General features: G+C 64.0%; 14 protein-coding genes. 9 read left to right on the top strand and 5 right to left on the bottom strand.

Annotated elements, in window-relative coordinates; all coding sequences use genetic code 11:
* Positions 1-215 precede the first annotated feature (215 nt).
* The 4 genes from VHL31_RS09765 to VHL31_RS09750 all read left to right on the top strand — a co-directional run bounded on the left by VHL31_RS09765 (position 216) and on the right by VHL31_RS09750 (position 5,483).
* Positions 216-1,244 carry a serine hydrolase gene (locus tag VHL31_RS09765; RefSeq protein ID WP_329661015.1) on the top strand — a complete coding sequence of 343 codons (1,029 nt, stop codon included), beginning with the start codon at positions 216-218 and terminating at the stop codon, positions 1,242-1,244.
* A gap of 162 nt (positions 1,245-1,406) precedes the next feature.
* Complete coding sequence (locus VHL31_RS09760; protein ID WP_329661016.1) at positions 1,407-3,260, top strand: caspase family protein; 1,854 nt, start codon at positions 1,407-1,409, stop codon at positions 3,258-3,260.
* Positions 3,261-3,375: 115 nt separating this feature from the next.
* Positions 3,376-4,530, top strand: coding sequence for an OmpA family protein (locus tag VHL31_RS09755; protein WP_329661014.1), 1,155 nt, complete (start codon positions 3,376-3,378; stop codon positions 4,528-4,530).
* 281 nt (positions 4,531-4,811) lie between these two features.
* Complete coding sequence (locus tag VHL31_RS09750) at positions 4,812-5,483, top strand: hypothetical protein (RefSeq protein WP_329661013.1); 672 nt, start codon at positions 4,812-4,814, stop codon at positions 5,481-5,483.
* 4 nt (positions 5,484-5,487) lie between these two features.
* Here VHL31_RS09750 and VHL31_RS09745 read toward each other — a convergent pair whose 3' ends face one another.
* The gene (locus VHL31_RS09745; RefSeq protein WP_329661012.1) at positions 5,488-6,918 is read right to left on the bottom strand and encodes a hypothetical protein; all 1,431 of its coding nucleotides are present in this window, start codon (positions 6,916-6,918) and stop codon (positions 5,488-5,490) included.
* Between the two features lie 409 nt (positions 6,919-7,327).
* Here VHL31_RS09745 and VHL31_RS09740 point away from each other — a divergent pair, with 409 nt between their 5' ends.
* The 3 genes from VHL31_RS09740 to VHL31_RS09730 all read left to right on the top strand — a co-directional run bounded on the left by VHL31_RS09740 (position 7,328) and on the right by VHL31_RS09730 (position 11,714).
* Positions 7,328-8,911, top strand: a complete 1,584-nt coding sequence (locus VHL31_RS09740) for a PKD domain-containing protein (RefSeq protein ID WP_329661011.1) — start codon at positions 7,328-7,330, stop codon at positions 8,909-8,911.
* A gap of 267 nt (positions 8,912-9,178) precedes the next feature.
* Entirely contained in the window at positions 9,179-10,066 is an 888-nt protein-coding gene (locus tag VHL31_RS09735; RefSeq protein ID WP_329661010.1) for a DMT family transporter, read from the top strand.
* 388 nt (positions 10,067-10,454) lie between these two features.
* Positions 10,455-11,714 carry a glycosyltransferase family 4 protein gene (locus VHL31_RS09730; RefSeq protein WP_329661009.1) on the top strand — a complete coding sequence of 420 codons (1,260 nt, stop codon included), beginning with the start codon at positions 10,455-10,457 and terminating at the stop codon, positions 11,712-11,714.
* Between the two features lie 175 nt (positions 11,715-11,889).
* Here the strand turns inward: VHL31_RS09730 and VHL31_RS09725 are convergent, their stop codons facing one another.
* Positions 11,890-12,072, bottom strand: a complete 183-nt coding sequence (locus VHL31_RS09725) for a hypothetical protein (protein WP_329661008.1) — start codon at positions 12,070-12,072, stop codon at positions 11,890-11,892.
* A gap of 219 nt (positions 12,073-12,291) precedes the next feature.
* Between VHL31_RS09725 and VHL31_RS09720 the strand changes: the two genes are divergently transcribed.
* Both VHL31_RS09720 and VHL31_RS09715 read left to right on the top strand, forming a co-directional pair.
* A complete protein-coding gene (locus VHL31_RS09720; RefSeq protein ID WP_329661007.1) occupies positions 12,292-12,720 on the top strand; it encodes a hypothetical protein in 429 nt (142 codons plus the stop codon).
* A 667-nt stretch (positions 12,721-13,387) separates the two neighbouring features.
* Positions 13,388-13,786 (top strand): response regulator, encoded by a 399-nt coding sequence (locus VHL31_RS09715; protein WP_329661006.1) that lies wholly within the window; start codon positions 13,388-13,390, stop codon positions 13,784-13,786.
* Positions 13,787-13,801: 15 nt separating this feature from the next.
* On the opposite strand, the gene VHL31_RS09710 is transcribed toward VHL31_RS09715, so the two are convergent.
* The 3 genes from VHL31_RS09710 to VHL31_RS09700 all read right to left on the bottom strand — a co-directional run bounded on the left by VHL31_RS09710 (position 13,802) and on the right by VHL31_RS09700 (position 15,153).
* Positions 13,802-14,215 carry a BLUF domain-containing protein gene (locus tag VHL31_RS09710; RefSeq protein WP_329661005.1) on the bottom strand — a complete coding sequence of 138 codons (414 nt, stop codon included), beginning with the start codon at positions 14,213-14,215 and terminating at the stop codon, positions 13,802-13,804.
* Between the two features lie 97 nt (positions 14,216-14,312).
* Positions 14,313-14,543 carry a hypothetical protein gene (locus VHL31_RS09705; RefSeq protein ID WP_329661004.1) on the bottom strand — a complete coding sequence of 77 codons (231 nt, stop codon included), beginning with the start codon at positions 14,541-14,543 and terminating at the stop codon, positions 14,313-14,315.
* Between the two features lie 199 nt (positions 14,544-14,742).
* Entirely contained in the window at positions 14,743-15,153 is a 411-nt protein-coding gene (locus tag VHL31_RS09700) for a response regulator (protein WP_329661003.1), read from the bottom strand.
* Positions 15,154-17,246: the final 2,093 nt, after the last annotated feature.

Below are 17,246 nucleotides of genomic sequence, written 5' to 3'. Positions count from 1 at the left end.
TCCCCGCCAGGAACGGCTCGAGCCAGCTCTCCAACTCCTCCCGCCAATCCACCGCCGCCATCGCCCCTGCTCCACCAGCCGAACAGGACACGGCAACGAATCAGCGAGCTGCAGCTCCGCCAAGGTGGGGCTAGGCGGCGGCCATGGCATTGACCTGCCGGTTCAGGGGGGCATTTCACCGGGAAGGTGCAGCAGCGCAGGCAGACAATCTCCCGATGATCATGCTCGTTCGCTCGGTCGCTCTGGCATTGGTCCTGTCCCTGGTCCAGCTGCCGCCACCGGCGCCCCGTGCCGCGACGGTGGCGACGGTGGACCGTGATGCGGTCATCCGGCAGGCGGCGGGAATTACCAGGCTGCATGCGCTGATCGTGGCGAAGGACGGCCAGGTCGTGGTCGAGCGGCGGCTGCGGGGGGCGTCGCTGGATCGCCCCGTCAACATCAAGTCCGCGTCCAAATCGGTCCTGTCGGCGCTGGCGGGGATCGCAATCGAACGGGGCATGCTCGAAGGGACGGACCAGCCCATCATCTCGCTTCTGGGCGATGATGTGCCGGAAGATGCCGATCCGATGGTCGGGCGGATCACCGTCGGCCACCTGCTCTCGATGCAGGCGGGATTGAGTTCGACCTCCGGTCGCAACTACGGCGCATGGGTGCTCAGCCGGAACTGGGTCCGGTATGTGCTGGGGCGGCCCTTCGACTCGGTCCCGGGCGGGCGCATGATCTACTCGACCGGCACGTCTCATCTCCTGTCTGCGGTGCTCACCAAGGCTTCCGGGCGCAGCACGCTGGCGCTTGCGCGGGAATGGCTGGGCGAACCGTTGGGCATCACCATTCCAGCCTGGCCGCGCGATCCGCAAGGCATCTATTTCGGCGGCAACGACATGCTGATGTCGCCACGCGCCCTGCTCGCCTTCGGGGAACTCTACCGCAATGACGGGATGGTGGCTGGCCGCCGGGTGCTGCCTGAGGGTTGGGTGGCCGAAACGTGGCGCAAGCGGGCCGTGTCGGCCTGGACCGGGGACGATTACGGCTATGGCTGGTTCTCCAGACCGGCCGGAGGGCATATGGCGCATTTCGCCTGGGGATATGGCGGCCAGATGGTGTTCGTGGTGCCGAGCCTGGGTCTGACGGTGGTAATGACGAGCGACCCGTCGCCGCGTCCGCGCGGCGACGGGCACATGGACCAGCTGCACGACTTGCTGGATGACATCATCCTGATGGAAGTGCAGGGCGGGGAATCCTGACCTCCCGGACCATCATGTGAACGAGGTTGTCGCCGGCGTCGCAAGACGGCATGATGCCCTGTAACCCTCACACGCGGATGCCAATACAGAACGACGATGACAGGCTGGGCCCTCCGACGCTTCACGTCCTGTCTGGTCACCGGCTGGTGCCTGATCTTGCTGATGCTTGCGGGCCATTCGTGGGCGCAGGCGCAAGATCTGCGCAAGGTGGCGCTGGTCATCGGCAACTCATCCTATGAACATGCCGGGCTGCTCGCGAACCCGCGTAACGATGCGCAGGCGATGGCCGACACCTTCCGCAGGATCGGCTTCGACGTGGTGGAAACCCGGCTGGATGTCGGCAAGATCGCCTTTTTGGACGCGCTGCAGGCCTTCACGCGCGAATCCCGTCGCTCCGACGTGGCGGTCGTCTACTATGCCGGCCATGGCATTGAGCTGGACGGCCAGAACTTCCTGATCCCGACCGACGCTACGCTCGCCACCGATGACGATGTCGAGTTCGAGGCCGTGCCGCTGGGTCTGGTGCTACGTGCGGTGGACCAAGCCAGGCGGCTGCGGCTGGTCATCCTCGATGCCTGCCGCAACAACCCGTTCGCGTCGCGCATGGTGCGGCGCGCCGGCTCTCGTGCCGTCGGCCGGGGCTTGGCCGAGGTCGAGCCTGTCGGGGACATGCTGGTCGCTTATGCGGCGCGGGACGGGGAGGTGGCCAGCGACGGCGACAGCAAGCACAGCCCCTATGCGGAGGCGCTCCTGAAGCTGCTGCCTCAACCGGGTCTCGAGATCCAGTTCCTGTTCCGCAAGGTGCGCGATGAGGTGCTGCAGTCGACGGGCAACGTGCAGCGGCCGCATGTCTATGGCTCGCTCGGCGGAGATCCGATCTACCTCGTTCCTCCGCCGGTTGAAGAGCCGGTTACCGCCACGCGGACGTCGAACCAGCTGGAACTGGCCTTCTGGCAGTCGATCGAGAAGTCGAACGACGTCGCGGCTTTCGAGGCCTATCTGCGTAGTTTTCCGCAAGGTACGTTCACGGCCCTGGCACAGCTCAGGATCCAGGCGCTGACCAGCAGTTCTCAGCAGCCCCTGCAGGATGGATCCTCCGTCGCCCCGGCCGACGCGGCGGCAGAGCCGCCTGCCGCGGTGGCGGCTCTGCCGCCACCGGAGGACGAGGTGCCGGATCCAGGGCCGCCCATGCCACGTGAGGCGATCGAGACCGCCTTGGTCGACCTCGATTGTGCCCTGCTCGAACTGCAGGGCGAGGAGGGCCGGTTCACGCTCAGGGGCCAAGCCCGCAAGGACGACGATTTCATCCGGGCCGTCCGCAAGATCCGTCTGATCGACGGCGTGATGGATCTCACGCCCGAGATCGAGCCGCTGGAATCCTGGCAGTGCCCGGTCGTCCAGCAGATGGGCGAATGGATCGTGGCCAACCGCGAGCGGCAGGTACCGCTGGCAGTGCGGGCGGTCGATGCCTCCGTTCCCGCGTCGGCCGATATGCCGCTCTCGATCGAGCCGCCGGCAGAGATGGTGCGGGGCAACGGCTGGATGCAGATCGACGTGTTCGATCGCGAGGGCAGGGTCGTCCACTGGCGTGGCGGGAAGACCGGTGCGCCGGGAGGGCTGCCGGGGCCAAGGCTGGTACTCGTCACGACCGCGTCCGAACCGGTGAGAGGACTGGACCGGCCGGAGAGCGAACCGGTCGAGGACTATCTGGCTGCGTGGGATGCACTGGGAGAGGACGAGATCCCCGCCGACCTCGTCGCCGAGATCGCGTTCCTCCAGGTGATCGAACCGCCCACGGTACCGTCCGATCAGGCACCTCCACCGGTTCCAGTGGCCCGACCTTTGCCGTCCGTGACCAGCGGCAAGGTGGCCGTCAGCCGGCCATTGCCGGCTACTTCCAGCCAGGCGTCGGCGGCTCCGGACCGCCGCTGCAGCTCGATCCTGACCAAGCTTACGCTGGGCGAGCGCCTGAGCAGTGCAGACAGGGATATCCTGAAGAACAAGTGTGGGGGGTAGATCGGGCATGTTCAGACGACTGGGTACTGCGTGCGTCCTGATAGCGGCGCTTGCGGGCTGTGCTTCGACGGATCGCTCCGCATCGCCTGCGCCGGAAGCGGCGGCGCCGGCGGCCGTGTCCGCGGCGCCAGCGGCACCGCCCGCCACCCCGCCGCCACCGCCGCTGCCCGATCCGGTACCGTTCCCGACTGCCGTCGAGAACGCCGCCACCACCCTGTTCGGCAAGGCGCAGATCCCCGACGAGCGTTCGGCCGGTGCGCCCATTCCAGTGGTCATCGATCCACTGGTCGACGGGGTGACGGGCGGCATGAGCAGGTCGTCGGTTGCGATGGGCGAGATGATCGCCGACATCGTCGCGGCCAAGTTCCCGAACTTCGAGATCCTGCCGATGACGCCCGAGAACATTCAGCGCCAGCCGCTCGTGCTGGTCGGAACGTTCACGGGCCTCAACAAGGACCTGAAGCCCATTGGCGAGCGGGAGACGTTCCGGGTATGCTTGGTGCTGGCCGACTTGGCGCTGGGCAGGACGGTCGGCAAGGGCGTCGCGCGCGCGCTGCCCGCAGGCATCGACCTGACGCCCACGCCGTACTTGGCGCAGAGCCCGGCCTGGAGGCTCGATCCCTACATGGAGGGCTACATCAAGACGTGCCAGGCGACCAAGCCGGGCGACCCGATCAATCCGGTGTACCTGGAAGGTGTCCTCACCGCCTCGATCGTGAGCGAGGCGGTCGCCGCCTATGACGAGGGCCGGTTCAGCGATTCGCTGGAGCTGTTCAACAATGCCCTGCTCACGCCGGCGGGCCAGCAGTTGCGGGTGCTCAACGGCGTCTACATGGCCAACTGGCAGCTCGGCCGCCGGGATGCCGCGGCCGATGCCTTCGGCGAGATCGTGGATTATGGTCTCTCGACAGACCGGCTCGCGGTGAAGCTCCTGTTCAAGCCGGGCTCGACCGCATTCTGGCCGGATCCGTCCGTTAGCGGGCCCTACCCGATCTGGCTCGAGACGATCGCACAGCGCGCGGCGCGGCGCGGCACTTGCCTGGAGGTAACTGGCCACACCACGAAGACCGGCTCCGCTGCGTTCAACGACCGGCTTTCCGAATTGCGGGCGGAACTGATCAAGGCCCGGCTGGAAGGCCTGGAGCCATCGCTGCAGGGCAAGATCCTGGCCTCGGGCGCCGGCTCGCGTGAGAACATCATCGGCTCCGGCCAGGATGATGCCACGGACGCCCTGGACCGCCGGGTCGACTTCAAGCCGTTCGACTGCTGATCCTCCTGCCTGGACGCGGCGGGCAAGTGACATCCGAGATGGACGGAGTATCCGCCCACGGGGTATGCCGCAGGCCCGGCACCGGCCCAGCTCTGCCCGGAGTCCGGGCCCGAGGCCTCGGATTGACCCACGAGCACCGCGGGAGCACCGTCCGTGGCGGGGAAGTGATCCCCTCACCACGGCTCATCGCTCAGACTGGCGGAATCTTGCGTCCGGCACTCCTGCACATTCATGTTCCCCGCGCGTCGGGATCCAGCCTCCACAGCTGGTTCCTGCAAGCCATGGGCGAGGGGAGTGTCGCCCAGGCGACCACCGCGGCCGAGGTCCGGGCGGCCCTGGAAACACGGCGCGATCCGCGCAGGCCGGCGGTCGTCAGCGGACATTTCTGCCATGGCGTGCACGAACAGCTGCAGGATCAACCTTACCGCTACGTCATCCTCCTGCGGGATCCCGTTCAGCGCGTGCTCTCGCTGTTCCGCTACATCCGCGGCCTGCCCAGCCATAACTCGCACTGGCGGCTGAACCAGCCCGGGATGACGATCGCCCGGTTCTATGCGGAGCGGCTGCCGGGCACCGGCCAACGCAACGCCATGGTTGCACAGCTCGCGGGCATCCTGGGTTCACGCGTGATACCGACCGAGCTGCATCTCGAACAGGCCAGCAGGCATCTGCTGGAAGGCGACATGATGTTCGGGATGGTGGAGCGGCCCGGGCCATTGCTGGTCCAGCTGGCCCACCATCTGGAGATCAAGGATCCGCCGTCCTATCCGCAGGTCAACGGGTCCCGGTCACTGGGTGGATGGGGCTCCAGCGACGAGGACATTGCTGCCATCGTCGCCGCGAACCAGCTCGACATCGAACTCTACCGGCGTGCAGTGGAGCGCCTGCGCGAGCCAGAGCCAAAGCCAGAGCCGGAAGCGGGCTGGCTGCGCCGCCTCCTGGCCCGGAGGTGAGGGGTCAACGAAACTCGCCTTCGACGATCAGGCTCTGGCCCCAGGTCACCAGTTCTTCCTTGCCGTCACTGTCCATGTCGTAAAGGAGTGGGTAGGCTACCCATCTGTCGTAGATGTTGTCGGTCGTCCTTTCCTTCACGCGACTGCCCTTGAGGTTCCAATACCAGTTCCTCGACAGCAGCATGTCTCCCTTCCCGTTGAACACCTGTCCGAACATGCCGATGACCTCGTCGGTCCTGCGGTAGCCGTCGAGCTGGGCATTCTGCATCGGCTCGATCACGCTGTTATAGGTGCGGACCTTTTGCCCGCGGCCGTTGAGGACTGTCGTGACTACCGGCGCCGACTGACCGCTGCGGTTGGTGACGGTGATCGAGAGCGCTGCCGGCGCCGGGTCGAGCTGCGCGATGACCATCTCCTGCGGGTTCTTCACCGGTACAGACCAGAGCCGGCCGCAGTCCTTCGGCCTGAACGCGCCGCCGCCCGTTCGTCCTACCGCCACCGCCTGGAACTCGGACTTGGACGGATCAAGGCGTGCCAGGCGAATGGCATCGACATGATCGCTTCCGTTCCAGCCGCTCAGGGTGCAGCGGATCTTGCCGTTGAAGTCAATGGCATACTTTCCGACGAACACATACTCTGCATAGCCGTCCGCGTTGGCGTCGACACCGGCCGTCATGTGGCCTGCATCGCAGGTATTGATGTTCCAGAGGAAGCGGAGGCTGGTGTCGAACGCCGCCACCCGGGCCCAGTTGTCGGTATAGTTCCTGCCGCCGCAGGCAGCGCTGCCGCCTGCCTGCGTCTCGCCCAGCAGAACGATCGGCTTCCTGTCCGACTGCTTGTAGTACACGGAGATCCGGCAGTGCGCGCTGACGCTCACTGACTGGTCCCTCAGAAGGATCGAGCGGATCTCTTCCCCGGTGGCGCCGTCACGGGCGACCAGCGTCTTGGTGGAGCCGGACTGCCAGCAATGCAGGATGTCTTCCTTGCCGTCACTGTCCAGGTCGAGCACCACGGCCTGGTCTCGATGCATGTACCGCGTCCAGTCCTGGCGCCGGCCGGTACTGTTGGTCACCTGCCAGACCTTGTTGCCCGCACGGCCATAGAGCCGCATGACGCGGTGGCCATTCCAGTGGACGTATTCCGACGTCCCGTTGCCGTTCATGTCGAGTGGGAGCAGGCTGGAGTAAACGTTGTCGAACGGATCGCCGTCCAGGTTGATCTTGATGGCCGGCTCGACCCGCAGCGATCTCGCCGTACCGGCCGAAGCGCTGGCCGACGAGGTTGGCACATACTCAAGTCCGCGGGGCGCGTTGCGCTGCAGTTTCACCCGCGCTTCCAGTGCATCGGCATGCGCGGGGCCACCCGGCAGGAGGGACGCGACCATTGCGATCATGGCCATCAGGTATACGGCAGTGTTCTTCCGGTGCAGAAACATCGCACGGTTCCAGTCTGTTCTTTTTTCTGCATACATTCCGGAAATGACATATTATTATGCACAGCTCATCAAGAAATTTATATCGTCGTCGCCCCACGGGCAAGTATGCTTTCCAAGGCATACTTGCCCGTGGGGCTGCTTCATGGAAGCAATTCACGATCCTGCAGAATGGATGACAGAACGCCGGTTCGGACGAGTGGAGAAGTCATGCTGTGGAGCGGTGAACGGTCCACTGGCGGCTACTCGGTGGCAATCTGAGTTGGTTTTAGGTTGGCCAGTTCTTGTCTCGCCAACTTTGCAGGAGCATTAGCCTCCTGTTGGCCTTCACTAACGACCGCATTTACGACTTGATGGCCATGTTTGTCTGGCCGACCAGGAGCAGCCCATAACGAAGGATGAAGCCTTAGCCTTGCTTGATTCGATGCAGTCGCAGGTCGAGAGTCTCTCGACAGCGCTGGCCCTGCTCCGGGCACATGTCGCGGGATCTGAAGGGCCGGATCCGGTCGAGCCGCCGCCTGAGCCGGACCTGCTGGTTGCGGATTTCGAGGCGGAGGCCGAGCGCGACGCTGCGCCCTGCACCGTCCGGTTCCGGGACAGGTCGCGCGGCAAGGTCGCGGCCTGGTGGTGGAATTTTGGCAACGGCAACACCAGCCGCGACAAGGACCCGACCTTCACCTACAGGACCGGCGGAGCCAAGGACGCCACCCTCGTCGTCACGGACGACAAGGGGAACAAGAGCACCAAGACGATCAAGGGTGTGGTCAAGCTCGCTTCGCCTCCGCCACGTCCCGACACTCCCGGTAGCCTCGCCGATCTGCCGATCCTGATGCGGAGTGCGTTTCGCGAGGAAGATGTCGGCAGGTCCTGGCGGAACGATGCCGACCTCATCCTGTCGCGCTTCGTGCGCCATCCGGGCGTGGAGGGCTGGGGGTACGGCATCGAGGCCTGGCAGAGCCGCAACAACGCCCATGTCGGCATATCGCGGCCGGGCAGCGACCATCCCCCATCCCTCGCAATCAAGTATCCGAAGCGGGACGGCAACTATAAGCAGGGTGGTGGAGTTGGGATCGTCCTGTGTGTCGGTCATACCGGCGGCGCGGAGACCGATACTGGCTATCGCAGGGCGGCTGTCGCCTGGGACATGTTCGTCCCGAGCGACTTTCGCAATGTGAACGACGGGATCGGCCGGCCGTTCAAGTGCCTGGGGATGGCTGGTGGCCTGCAAAAGGGCTTTCGGACGATCACGCCGTGGTCGGATGGCCAGGGTGCGAGCGCCGAACACGGATGGTCGATGCGCTGGCAAGGCACCGGCCGCTACGACAGTGAGGAGGGGACGATGAAGCCGATTCCGTCCTGCACCGACCGTCGAGCCGATCGAATCGATTCGGACGACCCGCAGGAGCGGTTGCACTACGGACGCTGGCAACCGCAGTTCCGCCGTGAGTTGGTCCGCCGCGGCGCGTGGAACAGCTTCCTGATCGTCACCAAGGGCAACAGCCCCGACAAGCATGACGGCTCGGTTCACTACTTCGTCAACGGCGTCGAGATATGGGGCGAGGATGATGTGCAGTTCCGTCCTTATGGGGGACTCGCGCACACGTTGTGGATCGGGACGTTCTTCGGTGGCCGCCCGGAGGAAGACCGGCCGACGGCGCCCCGCAGACCCAGTTCCTGTACTTCAAGGACTTCGTGTTCGCAGGCTCCAGGAACTGATCAGCGAGATCGGGGCACGCCCCGGGTGGGGTCCTGCTCCCGAACGTTTGCTCAGCTCGCAGATCGGCGAGGGCTGAAAGGTCGAAGGTGTGCAGGGGCTGTCCGAGGCGGGCAGGTCCGGTCGCCATCAGCCGCAGCTCCCGGTCGCCCCAGCTCCCTTGCGCTGCAGCTTGTCAGAGGATCCTTCAGACGGTCCTGTTCACCGATCGCATCGTCGATGAAGTCGGGGAAGTGTTCGTCCGGTACTCCGTCCGGCTTCCTGATGAACGGACCCGGGTAGCGTGTGCGGCGTCAAGCAGGCCGACTACCAGAACCTAACCCAGCGCGCCGCGGACGCCTTAACCGGCTAGGTCTTGCCAAGTTTCGCAGCGGCTTGCTGGCTGCGTCGGGACTGGCTGCTGGGTCGAGTTGGGGGGGGCAGGTCATGGATATGGCGACGTCACGCATTGCAGACGCCGCCGGCGGATGCTCAGTTCAGGGGGCCGGCGCCTGGTCCCGATCGCCCAGGCTCGCATGAACCTTCTCCTCCTGCCGGCATGGAAGCCCCTTGTCTGAACTTCTTGGCATGGCAGCGGGCGCCGGATCCGCCTTGGTCGGTGGTACGGCGATTGCAGCAATCCGCCATCTGGCCGTCTACACCGATCCGTTCACCCTGGCCGCGATGCGGTTCGGGATCGGGTTCTGCATCCTCTTTCCCATCGCCTGCCTGAAGAACGAGCGTTGGCCGGCATTGCGCGACTGGCCGAAGGCAGGCGGACTTGGCCTGCTGTTCTTCGTGGTCTTCCCGGTCATTCTGAACTTGGCGCTGTCCTTCACGACCGCGGCGAGGGCCGCCCTCACGCTCGCGACGTTGCCGTTGCTGACGATGGCCATGGCCGCGGCGATGGGAGCCGAACGCTTCACGGCTCGCAAGGCGGTGGCTGCCGCCATTGCGTTGGCCGGGGTGGCGGCAGCTCTGGCAGGCGGCCTCGAGTCCGCCCCGTCCGGATCGTGGAAGGGCGACCTGCTCATGGTCGGGGGCGCGGCCTTCCTGGCCCTCTACAATATCTGGTCGAGAAGCATGATCGGCCGATCAGGGCCTCTGAGATTTACTGCCATCGGCATGGGCATGGCCACGCCCGTTCTCCTGGCTCTCGCATGGCTCCAGGACGGGTTCACGTCGCTTGCAGCCTTCGGTCCGGTTCAGGTGGCAGCACTCGCCTATGTCGGGATCTTCGGTGGCGCCGTCGCCTACTGGCTATGGGCGGAGGCCATCTCCCGCACCACGCCGACACGCGTGGCCATGTCCATCACGCTGAACGCCATCGCCGCGACTGCCGCCGGCGCCATCATGCTGGGCGAGGCGATCGGCTGGTCTCTGGTCCTCGGCATTGCTGCAGTCGCGATTGCCATGGCATTGGCCCTGCGCCCGGATCGGCCTGAGCCGAAGGCCTGATGCGCTGCGCCGCGTAGTGCCGTCCTGCAGCCCCTTCCCGCTTCTTCTTCCCCGGAACATTGGCGAGGTCTTCGTTGCGGCTTCATCCGCGTTTGACGCGGTCGCGGAATGGGCGCAGGTTCTGATCACGGAGCCGTGATCAAGAGTTACGACGCCGTGAGTCATCCAGAGCCAGCCCACGAGCCGGCTCCACCAGGACGGTGAAAATCGGATGAAACGCAAATGCGTTGCGAATATCGCCAGGCTACCTGCATCGCCTGCTCCTCATAGGCGGCACGACGCGACCCCGGACGGAAAGGCGAGCGCAGCGGCAGTCCGTGTCGCCTTCATCAGCCAGCCCCGCGACGGGCTGTCGACGCAAGGGCCGCAGCAAGGCTCGGTGGCAATCGTGCTGGCTGCGTTAACGCAGTCCCTCTCGAGCCGGTACCGCAGCATCGCGCTCGCACCGGCGTTGAACGGGCAGCCGCTCGGTCAGGTCACCAGCATTGATGGATTGCCGATCCATCATGTCGCTGCCGGTAGCCGCAAGATCGAGAAGGCCCTCGAACTACTGGATCCGCGGGCCATGCCACGCTCGCTGCGCACCGGCTACTACCGTCGCTATTTCGAGCATGCGGGAGCGGTGCTGGCGCGGGTAAAGCCGGACCTGGTTCACGTGATGAGCTGGGCGCAAGCAGGCCCGGTGCTGGCCCGCCAGCTGCCGGACGTCCCGCTCTTGCTCCATCTGCACGACGACATGCTGACTCGTCTCGATCCTGAGGAGGCGACAGGGCGCCTGGATCCGTTCGCGGCGGTCGTGACCTGCAGCCAGTGGCTCGCCGACAGCCTGCGCCGACACGTGCCCGGCTATCGCGGCGAGATCACGGCGATCGGGAATGGGATCGACCCTACTAAGTTCGCCCGAGGCCCTGAACCGGAGCGTGCTCGCGGCTCCAGGTTGCTGATGGTCGGGCGGATTTCCCCTGAAAAGGGACCGCATGTGCTCATCGACGCCTTTGTGCGGCTCGCCTCGGCGCATCCGGGGCTGATGCTCGATCTGGTGGGCCCGGTGGGCTTCCTTCCGCTCAGCCAGGCCCGCTTCATGAGCCGCCGCATGCCGCCGATGGCGGAGGCCGTCGCCCGGCTCTATGGCAGCGGCCCGGCGGCACTCTGGGGCCAGCTGGCTCGTCCCGGCGAGCGGCTGAAGGAACGCCTCCTGGCCGGCGTGCCGGTTGAGCTTCGCGATCGCATCCGCTTCCTCGGCCCGCAACCGCACGACGCGCTGAACGACATCTACCGGCACGCCGGCATGCTGATCCAGCCGTCGGTCTGGAAGGAAGCCTACGGCATGCCTGTCGCGGAGGCGATGGCTGCAGGTCTTCCCGTCATCGCATCCGCCGATGGCGGACTGTGCGACCTCGTCGAGCATGGCAAGACGGGCGTCCTCGTTCCTCCCGGGGATGCCGCTGCGCTCGCTTCGGCCATCGCATCTCTGTTGGCCGATCCGGTCAAGGCGAGAGCCTACGGCATGGCTGGAAGGCGCAAGGCCCTTGAGCTGTTGACCTGGGAGGTTGCGGCACGTCGGTTGGAAGAAGTCTATGAGAACTTGCTGGCCAGGAGCGTTGCGCCCGAGGCCAGGTTCATGCCGGCCAAAGCCTACTCCTCCTGACCGAACAGAGCTCGACGGAATGCAAGGAGGAGGCGCGGGCCACCTCCCTGCCGGAGGCAGCCATTGCGTCCTCGGCGGATACGTTTCGCCACTACGAGCACGTGATCATGCTGTGCTGGGGGCGTCTCTCCCCATCACCCGGACAGCTGGTCCAGCGAGACGTAAAGTGAACGGCTCAAGTGTCCCCGAAACCCTGCAACGGCGCGGCCTCGAGGATCTCCTCGATCCTGGTGCGCAGTCGTTGAGAGGCTTCGGTATCGGCGGCCAGGATCCGGCTCAGCGCTTCGAGGCGCACGACATCCTGGTCCCAGAGATAAACTTCGACCGACACGAGCGGCCGGCCAACTTGCTCGTTCATGCAGTTTTCGGCTCTTTCGGCCATTGATGCTGCGCCTCCCGACTGACGATGGAACGAAGCACCGACCAAGTCCTACCTGATGATGGACCGTGGGCAGCCCTTCCACCTTCGGTCCATGATACAGCACGTATGTACACGGAAAAATGCGCAGTTTGACGCGAAGGCGCCTCATCGAAGAGCTGTCCTCCTGACGGGCCGTTGCCAGGACGCGCATTTTAGGTGACCAGCGCACGGCCTTGCGACATCCTTGCCGCCGTGACGTATCGCACCTGTCCCTTGCGACGGGCGGGGCTTTGGGCGACACTGATGGTATGGACCAATCCCATCCAGACCCTGCCGGACAGCTCGACCACTTGGCCGGTGACGTTGTTTGCCGCATGCCTTGCCAGCTGGCGCCGGTGGCCTTCGATGAATAGAGGGCTCACTTGGTTCGCCAATCTCTGGCTTGGCATGGCCATCGTCGTGAATGCCTTGGTTGTGGCCGAGGCGTTTGCGAGCAGCACGAGCTTCTGGACGGGCTTGAGCCAACTCCGTCAGGTCTACAATCCGTTCGACATGCAGAACATCCTGTTCCAGGTCATTCTGTTCAGTCCCGTGGTCGTCGCGCTTCTCTGGCGTAATCGGCGGCAAGAGAGGTCTACGCACTGAGAGCTGCGGCGAAGCAGAGATCGCAGGAGATCCCGGTCTCGAATCGCTTCTGGGCAGGGAGCTGGTCCTGACAGGCCGGTGGATCGACAACGCCTTCGGCTCATGCGGTGGCCCGTCGGGCGTAGGATACCGCCTACAGCCGCGCCACGCTTACCAATCCTCGGAGCGCTGCTGATGTTTTCATCAGCCTTTGGTCCAGCTTGGCTCTCGTCTCCCGAACCGCCATCACCGCCTCCCTAGATGGCCTGGGGGCAGCACGGCCGGCACGGGAGTGAATGTGGAGTATCAACTCCCTTCGTGATGGAAGAGTCGTGCTATGCCACGGGCACCCCAGCCTTCCAGGTGAGCCACTCGCGCTCAATCTACCTCGCAGGCCAGACCTAGAGAGCCCGAAATGATGCAGCCGTCATCGGCCTGCTCGGGTTGCGGCTCATCGCCCAGAGCTTTCAGCGCAGCACTTAGCTACTACCAGATCGGCAACTGGTTCGCTGCCTGCCGCGCCCATGTCGACCCATCACATCCATTGCCTCAGCGCGACGCGCCGGCAGCCCGGGTGTGATGGGACGTTCCACCGCGTCAAGATGAGCGCGGTGTCCGCAACCGATCACCCGGTGGCGGGTTCTGGATCGAGTTCCGTGTCATCGACAGGTGGTCCTGTGCCTACAACATGATCGTCCTGATCGCCGAGGATGAAACGACGGTCGCATTCGCGCTGGAGTGGGCGCTCAGGACTGCCGGCCATGAGGTCCTGGGGCCTGCCTACACCATCGATGAGGCGCTGAAATCGGTGAGCATGAGGAGGCCCGACTTGGCGCTGGTCAATCTCGTGCTCAAGGGCGGCGAGGATGGAGCCATTCTTGCCAAGGAACTGCAGCGCCGGCATGCGACGCCCACGATCTTCGTGAGCGCGGACATCCGGTCGGCGCGGGCAAGACGGGATGTGGCGCTTGGACTGATCAAGAAACCTTATGATGCCGAGATGGTACCCGCCATCGTTCGGTACCTGAAGGATCTCGAGCAGGGGCGACGACCGATAAGGGTGCCACCTGAGCTGGAAATGTTCTGATGACAGGCATGCTGGTCATGATGGCCGGCCGATCGTCCGGAAGGCGATGAAGATCTCGTCCAGGACATCCAGCATGTCGACGCGGGTATATAGCACCCTCAGGTCAAATCCCGCCCGCCTGACCGCCTCCTCCGGAAGCCAACCCATCAGCCAGCCATCGAAAGCTCGTTCCGGAATGGGAGACCGAAGGATCGTGATCTGCTGGCAGTTTCGTGTGTCGCGGCAGATCCGGTCGAACACTGCCTCCACGAGATGGCAGTTGCCTTCCAGCACCTGGAGAAAGCGCTGTTCATGGTAGGCGAGCGCGCCGGTGATGTTGTCGCGCTGATTCCTCTGTCGGGAGACAGTCAGAAGGTCGGCTAGTTCGGCGTCGGACAATGCATGGCTTGCCTGGGAGATGTACACGAGCCGCCACAACTCGTCCTGCATGCGCATCCCCTCGATCCACACCACAAGCCATGGCGCTCCGACCAATGGCGCCACACTAAGTTGCCGAGGCGGGCCTCAGCTGTGGCCGACGGACAGATCAGCGCCTGAAGTCGGAATTGCACCACCGGAAGGCCGCCTCATAGACCGGCCGCCCCTTTGGGGGTTCTTCGCCAGGCCGTAGCCAATTCCTGCCTTCCGGTACCCTATCGGCTTCGGCCGCATCGGTCTGCAGGATGGCCAGCACATAGTCAGCATCGCGATGCCGTTCGCGAACGATCAGTTCCATCAGCATCTTGGTGAGTTGCGCCTGTTCACGCAGGCTCGTCATGGAAGGCCGCTTCGTCATCCGGATCCCGCCCCTTTGCAACGTGACACACCAGCGAAAGTTGCAAAGACCTCCCATTCACCGGGGTTCCGTTCCAACACAACGACATGATCAGGCGGAAGGCAACCTGTGGCCTTCGTGCATCCATCGCCCTTGACTTCAGGTATGAAGGCCAGATCCCACGAATAGGAGTGCCGACCGATCAATGTGGCTGCCGGAAGATCTCCAGGCTTGCTGGGACCTGACCAGATGTGCGTCGGTGAGCCGTCCCGGTGATGAAGTCGATGATCTCGATGATGCGCGCGCTGTCGTAAGGCTTGCGCACCAGCCCCAAGGCGAAGCGGCAGTTGGCGCGGGCATGCGCAACTTGCGCGCTGAGGAACAGGCAGGGCGTCTGATAGTGCTGGTTGAGGTAACAGGCCACCTCCACGCCATCGCCGCCATCACGGAGGTTCAGATCAATAAGGGCGAAATCCGGCCGCCGCTCGCGACAAAGGTCGATGGCATCGCCTACGCTGTCCACCGGTCCCAGGACCTGATGGCCGGCGATCCGCAGCGCCCACTCCAAGGCAAAAGCGACGAGCGTCTCGTCTTCGACGACGAGAATGTCCATCAGATTCCCAACCTGCTCCGTTCCTAATCCATGTTAAGTTCCAGAAGGTAGATGTGTTCCCGATAATCTGCTGGTGCGCAAAAGAAAGTCATGGAGGGACAGAAACTGCCGCTTTTAAGGGTGGCCAAACTACACATGGAATTGGATATGGTCGAAGCATGGCCAAGCAGGTAGCAAAGACGCCAAAGCTCCCAAGGTGCCTGTCGCCATCATGTGCATGATGCAGATCTGCTTCGGTCCGCGCCTGCAAGTTCCGCCCCTTTCAGGAGGGCGGCAGATCCTCCCGGTCTTGGGGTGCTGGTCCCATTAGAGGCGCCTCCAGTCCCGTCTCCCCGCCTTTGATCTTTGCATCTAGCCGGACGGTCGGCCGCACCAGCAACGTGACGATCGAACACGGTCGCAGCAGAAAGCATGGCTTCCCACGCTGCCGAGCAGGCCGACGGGCCGGAGCATCACTGACCTGTCTCTCTCATTGAGGGGGCGGTAAATCGCCCGGAGCGAGGGGCTGTCACGGAACAGGGTCCGGCGCTACCTGCTGCGGCTTCCGGCCCCACCGTCTCGGCCGGCCGTATTGGGCGGCGATGAAGGAGCCTTGCGCGCCTCCTGACCTGCCCCGATCCGATGTGCGGATCGTCAGCCGACGGATGGTAGCGGCATGCTTCATGCGGCATCTGCAGTTTCTGCGCTCCGCTCGTGAGCCGACGGTCGCAGAATGCTCGTCGTCGGTCACAAGACAGCGTACGATCGCCGCGAGCCGCTGGCTGCGCCAGATCACGAACCAGCGCCTTTTCGGGATGATGCGCGGCCGAACGTCTGGCCTGAGAGCGCCCGCAACTTCAATCTGTGCCGACGCCCTGAACTGGTCAAATCATCCGCCTGACTGCGCAGGCGGGCGTACAGGCGGCGCACGCTCTCAAGGAGCACGCTGCCGCCTTTGTGCGCTTTGGCCTGGAGCGCCAGGCATGGTCCGCGGATGACAAGATCCGCAGGAACCTGCAGGGCATGGGCCAACTGCCATGGTAGCCGTCGATGAAGCGAAACCTCACCGTGGCGTACTGGCAAAGATGCCGATCGCCTTCCGTGCCCAACTCCACGCTAGCCTGGTCCAGCGCAAGGGTTCAGAAGCGCGATCGCGCCAGCTACGTCGCATCAGCCATTCAACATGTTCTCAAGCATGCTGTGAGGGTCACGTCGGACCGGACACTCGATGGCGGCTCCGATCATGCACCAATGCTTGGGCCGGTTGGTGCAGTACAGCAAGAAACTGGTAGATTTGCCGAGTGAGTCAGAACAGGTGCAAATGAAGCGAGGGCTACATCCGTAACTACTGGCTGTCCGCCGCTGTAGCAGCACGAGTCCAGAAGGCATGCACGGAAAGGTAGAGCTTGTACGTTCTGTTAGCTTGGAGGTTAAATCACGTTCTTGTGGTTTTATCTACAATTTTATCTAAATGCTCTTGCTTTGATGCATGCCCGCGTGGCATCACCAGCGCCGCCGGCAGTTAATGCTGGCGCCTCGATATACTCACGTACGGACGTGGTAGGGCGGTGATCAGGCGCATTTTTGCGTACATGCCGAGCTGCTGACGTGGTTACGGGTCGCATCGAGCCTTGAGAGTAGCCTGAACCAGGAAGTCGCTTATTTTGGCGGCAGCCTAGACGATCTCTGCAGGGACTTGCGCGACATAGACCATATTGTCTTATAAGCTCGTAATATTCATCTTGTGCTTATAGATCGATGGACCGGAGCCGACAGGCTCCGGTCCATTCATTTTTCAGATCCGCAGAAACTGGTTCACCAAAGCCAGCCACGTCGACTGCACGTTCTGCGTGCCTGACCTCTGCTCGGGAGGTGAAGGCTCCTGCCTCGGATCGACCATTCCGACGGCATGGGCACACTGGTTGATGCAGGTCGCAGCTGCATCGACAGACCAGTGACCCTTGCAGTGCTGCCTACTTCACATACAGTTCGAAGCCGCGCACGGCGATGGCGAAGTCACGCTTGTGCTGGGTTTCGGAGCTGGTCTGCATCATCGACACGAACATGCCGTTGATCTTCCCGGTCGGGTCGTTGCGCGGCATGAAGGGATAGTC

The sequence above is a fragment of the Geminicoccus sp. genome (assembly GCF_036263595.1).
Taxonomy (GTDB): domain Bacteria; phylum Pseudomonadota; class Alphaproteobacteria; order Geminicoccales; family Geminicoccaceae; genus Geminicoccus.
The sequence above is the reverse complement of the archived record's forward strand: the minus strand, read 5'-3'. Positions and strand labels throughout refer to the sequence as shown.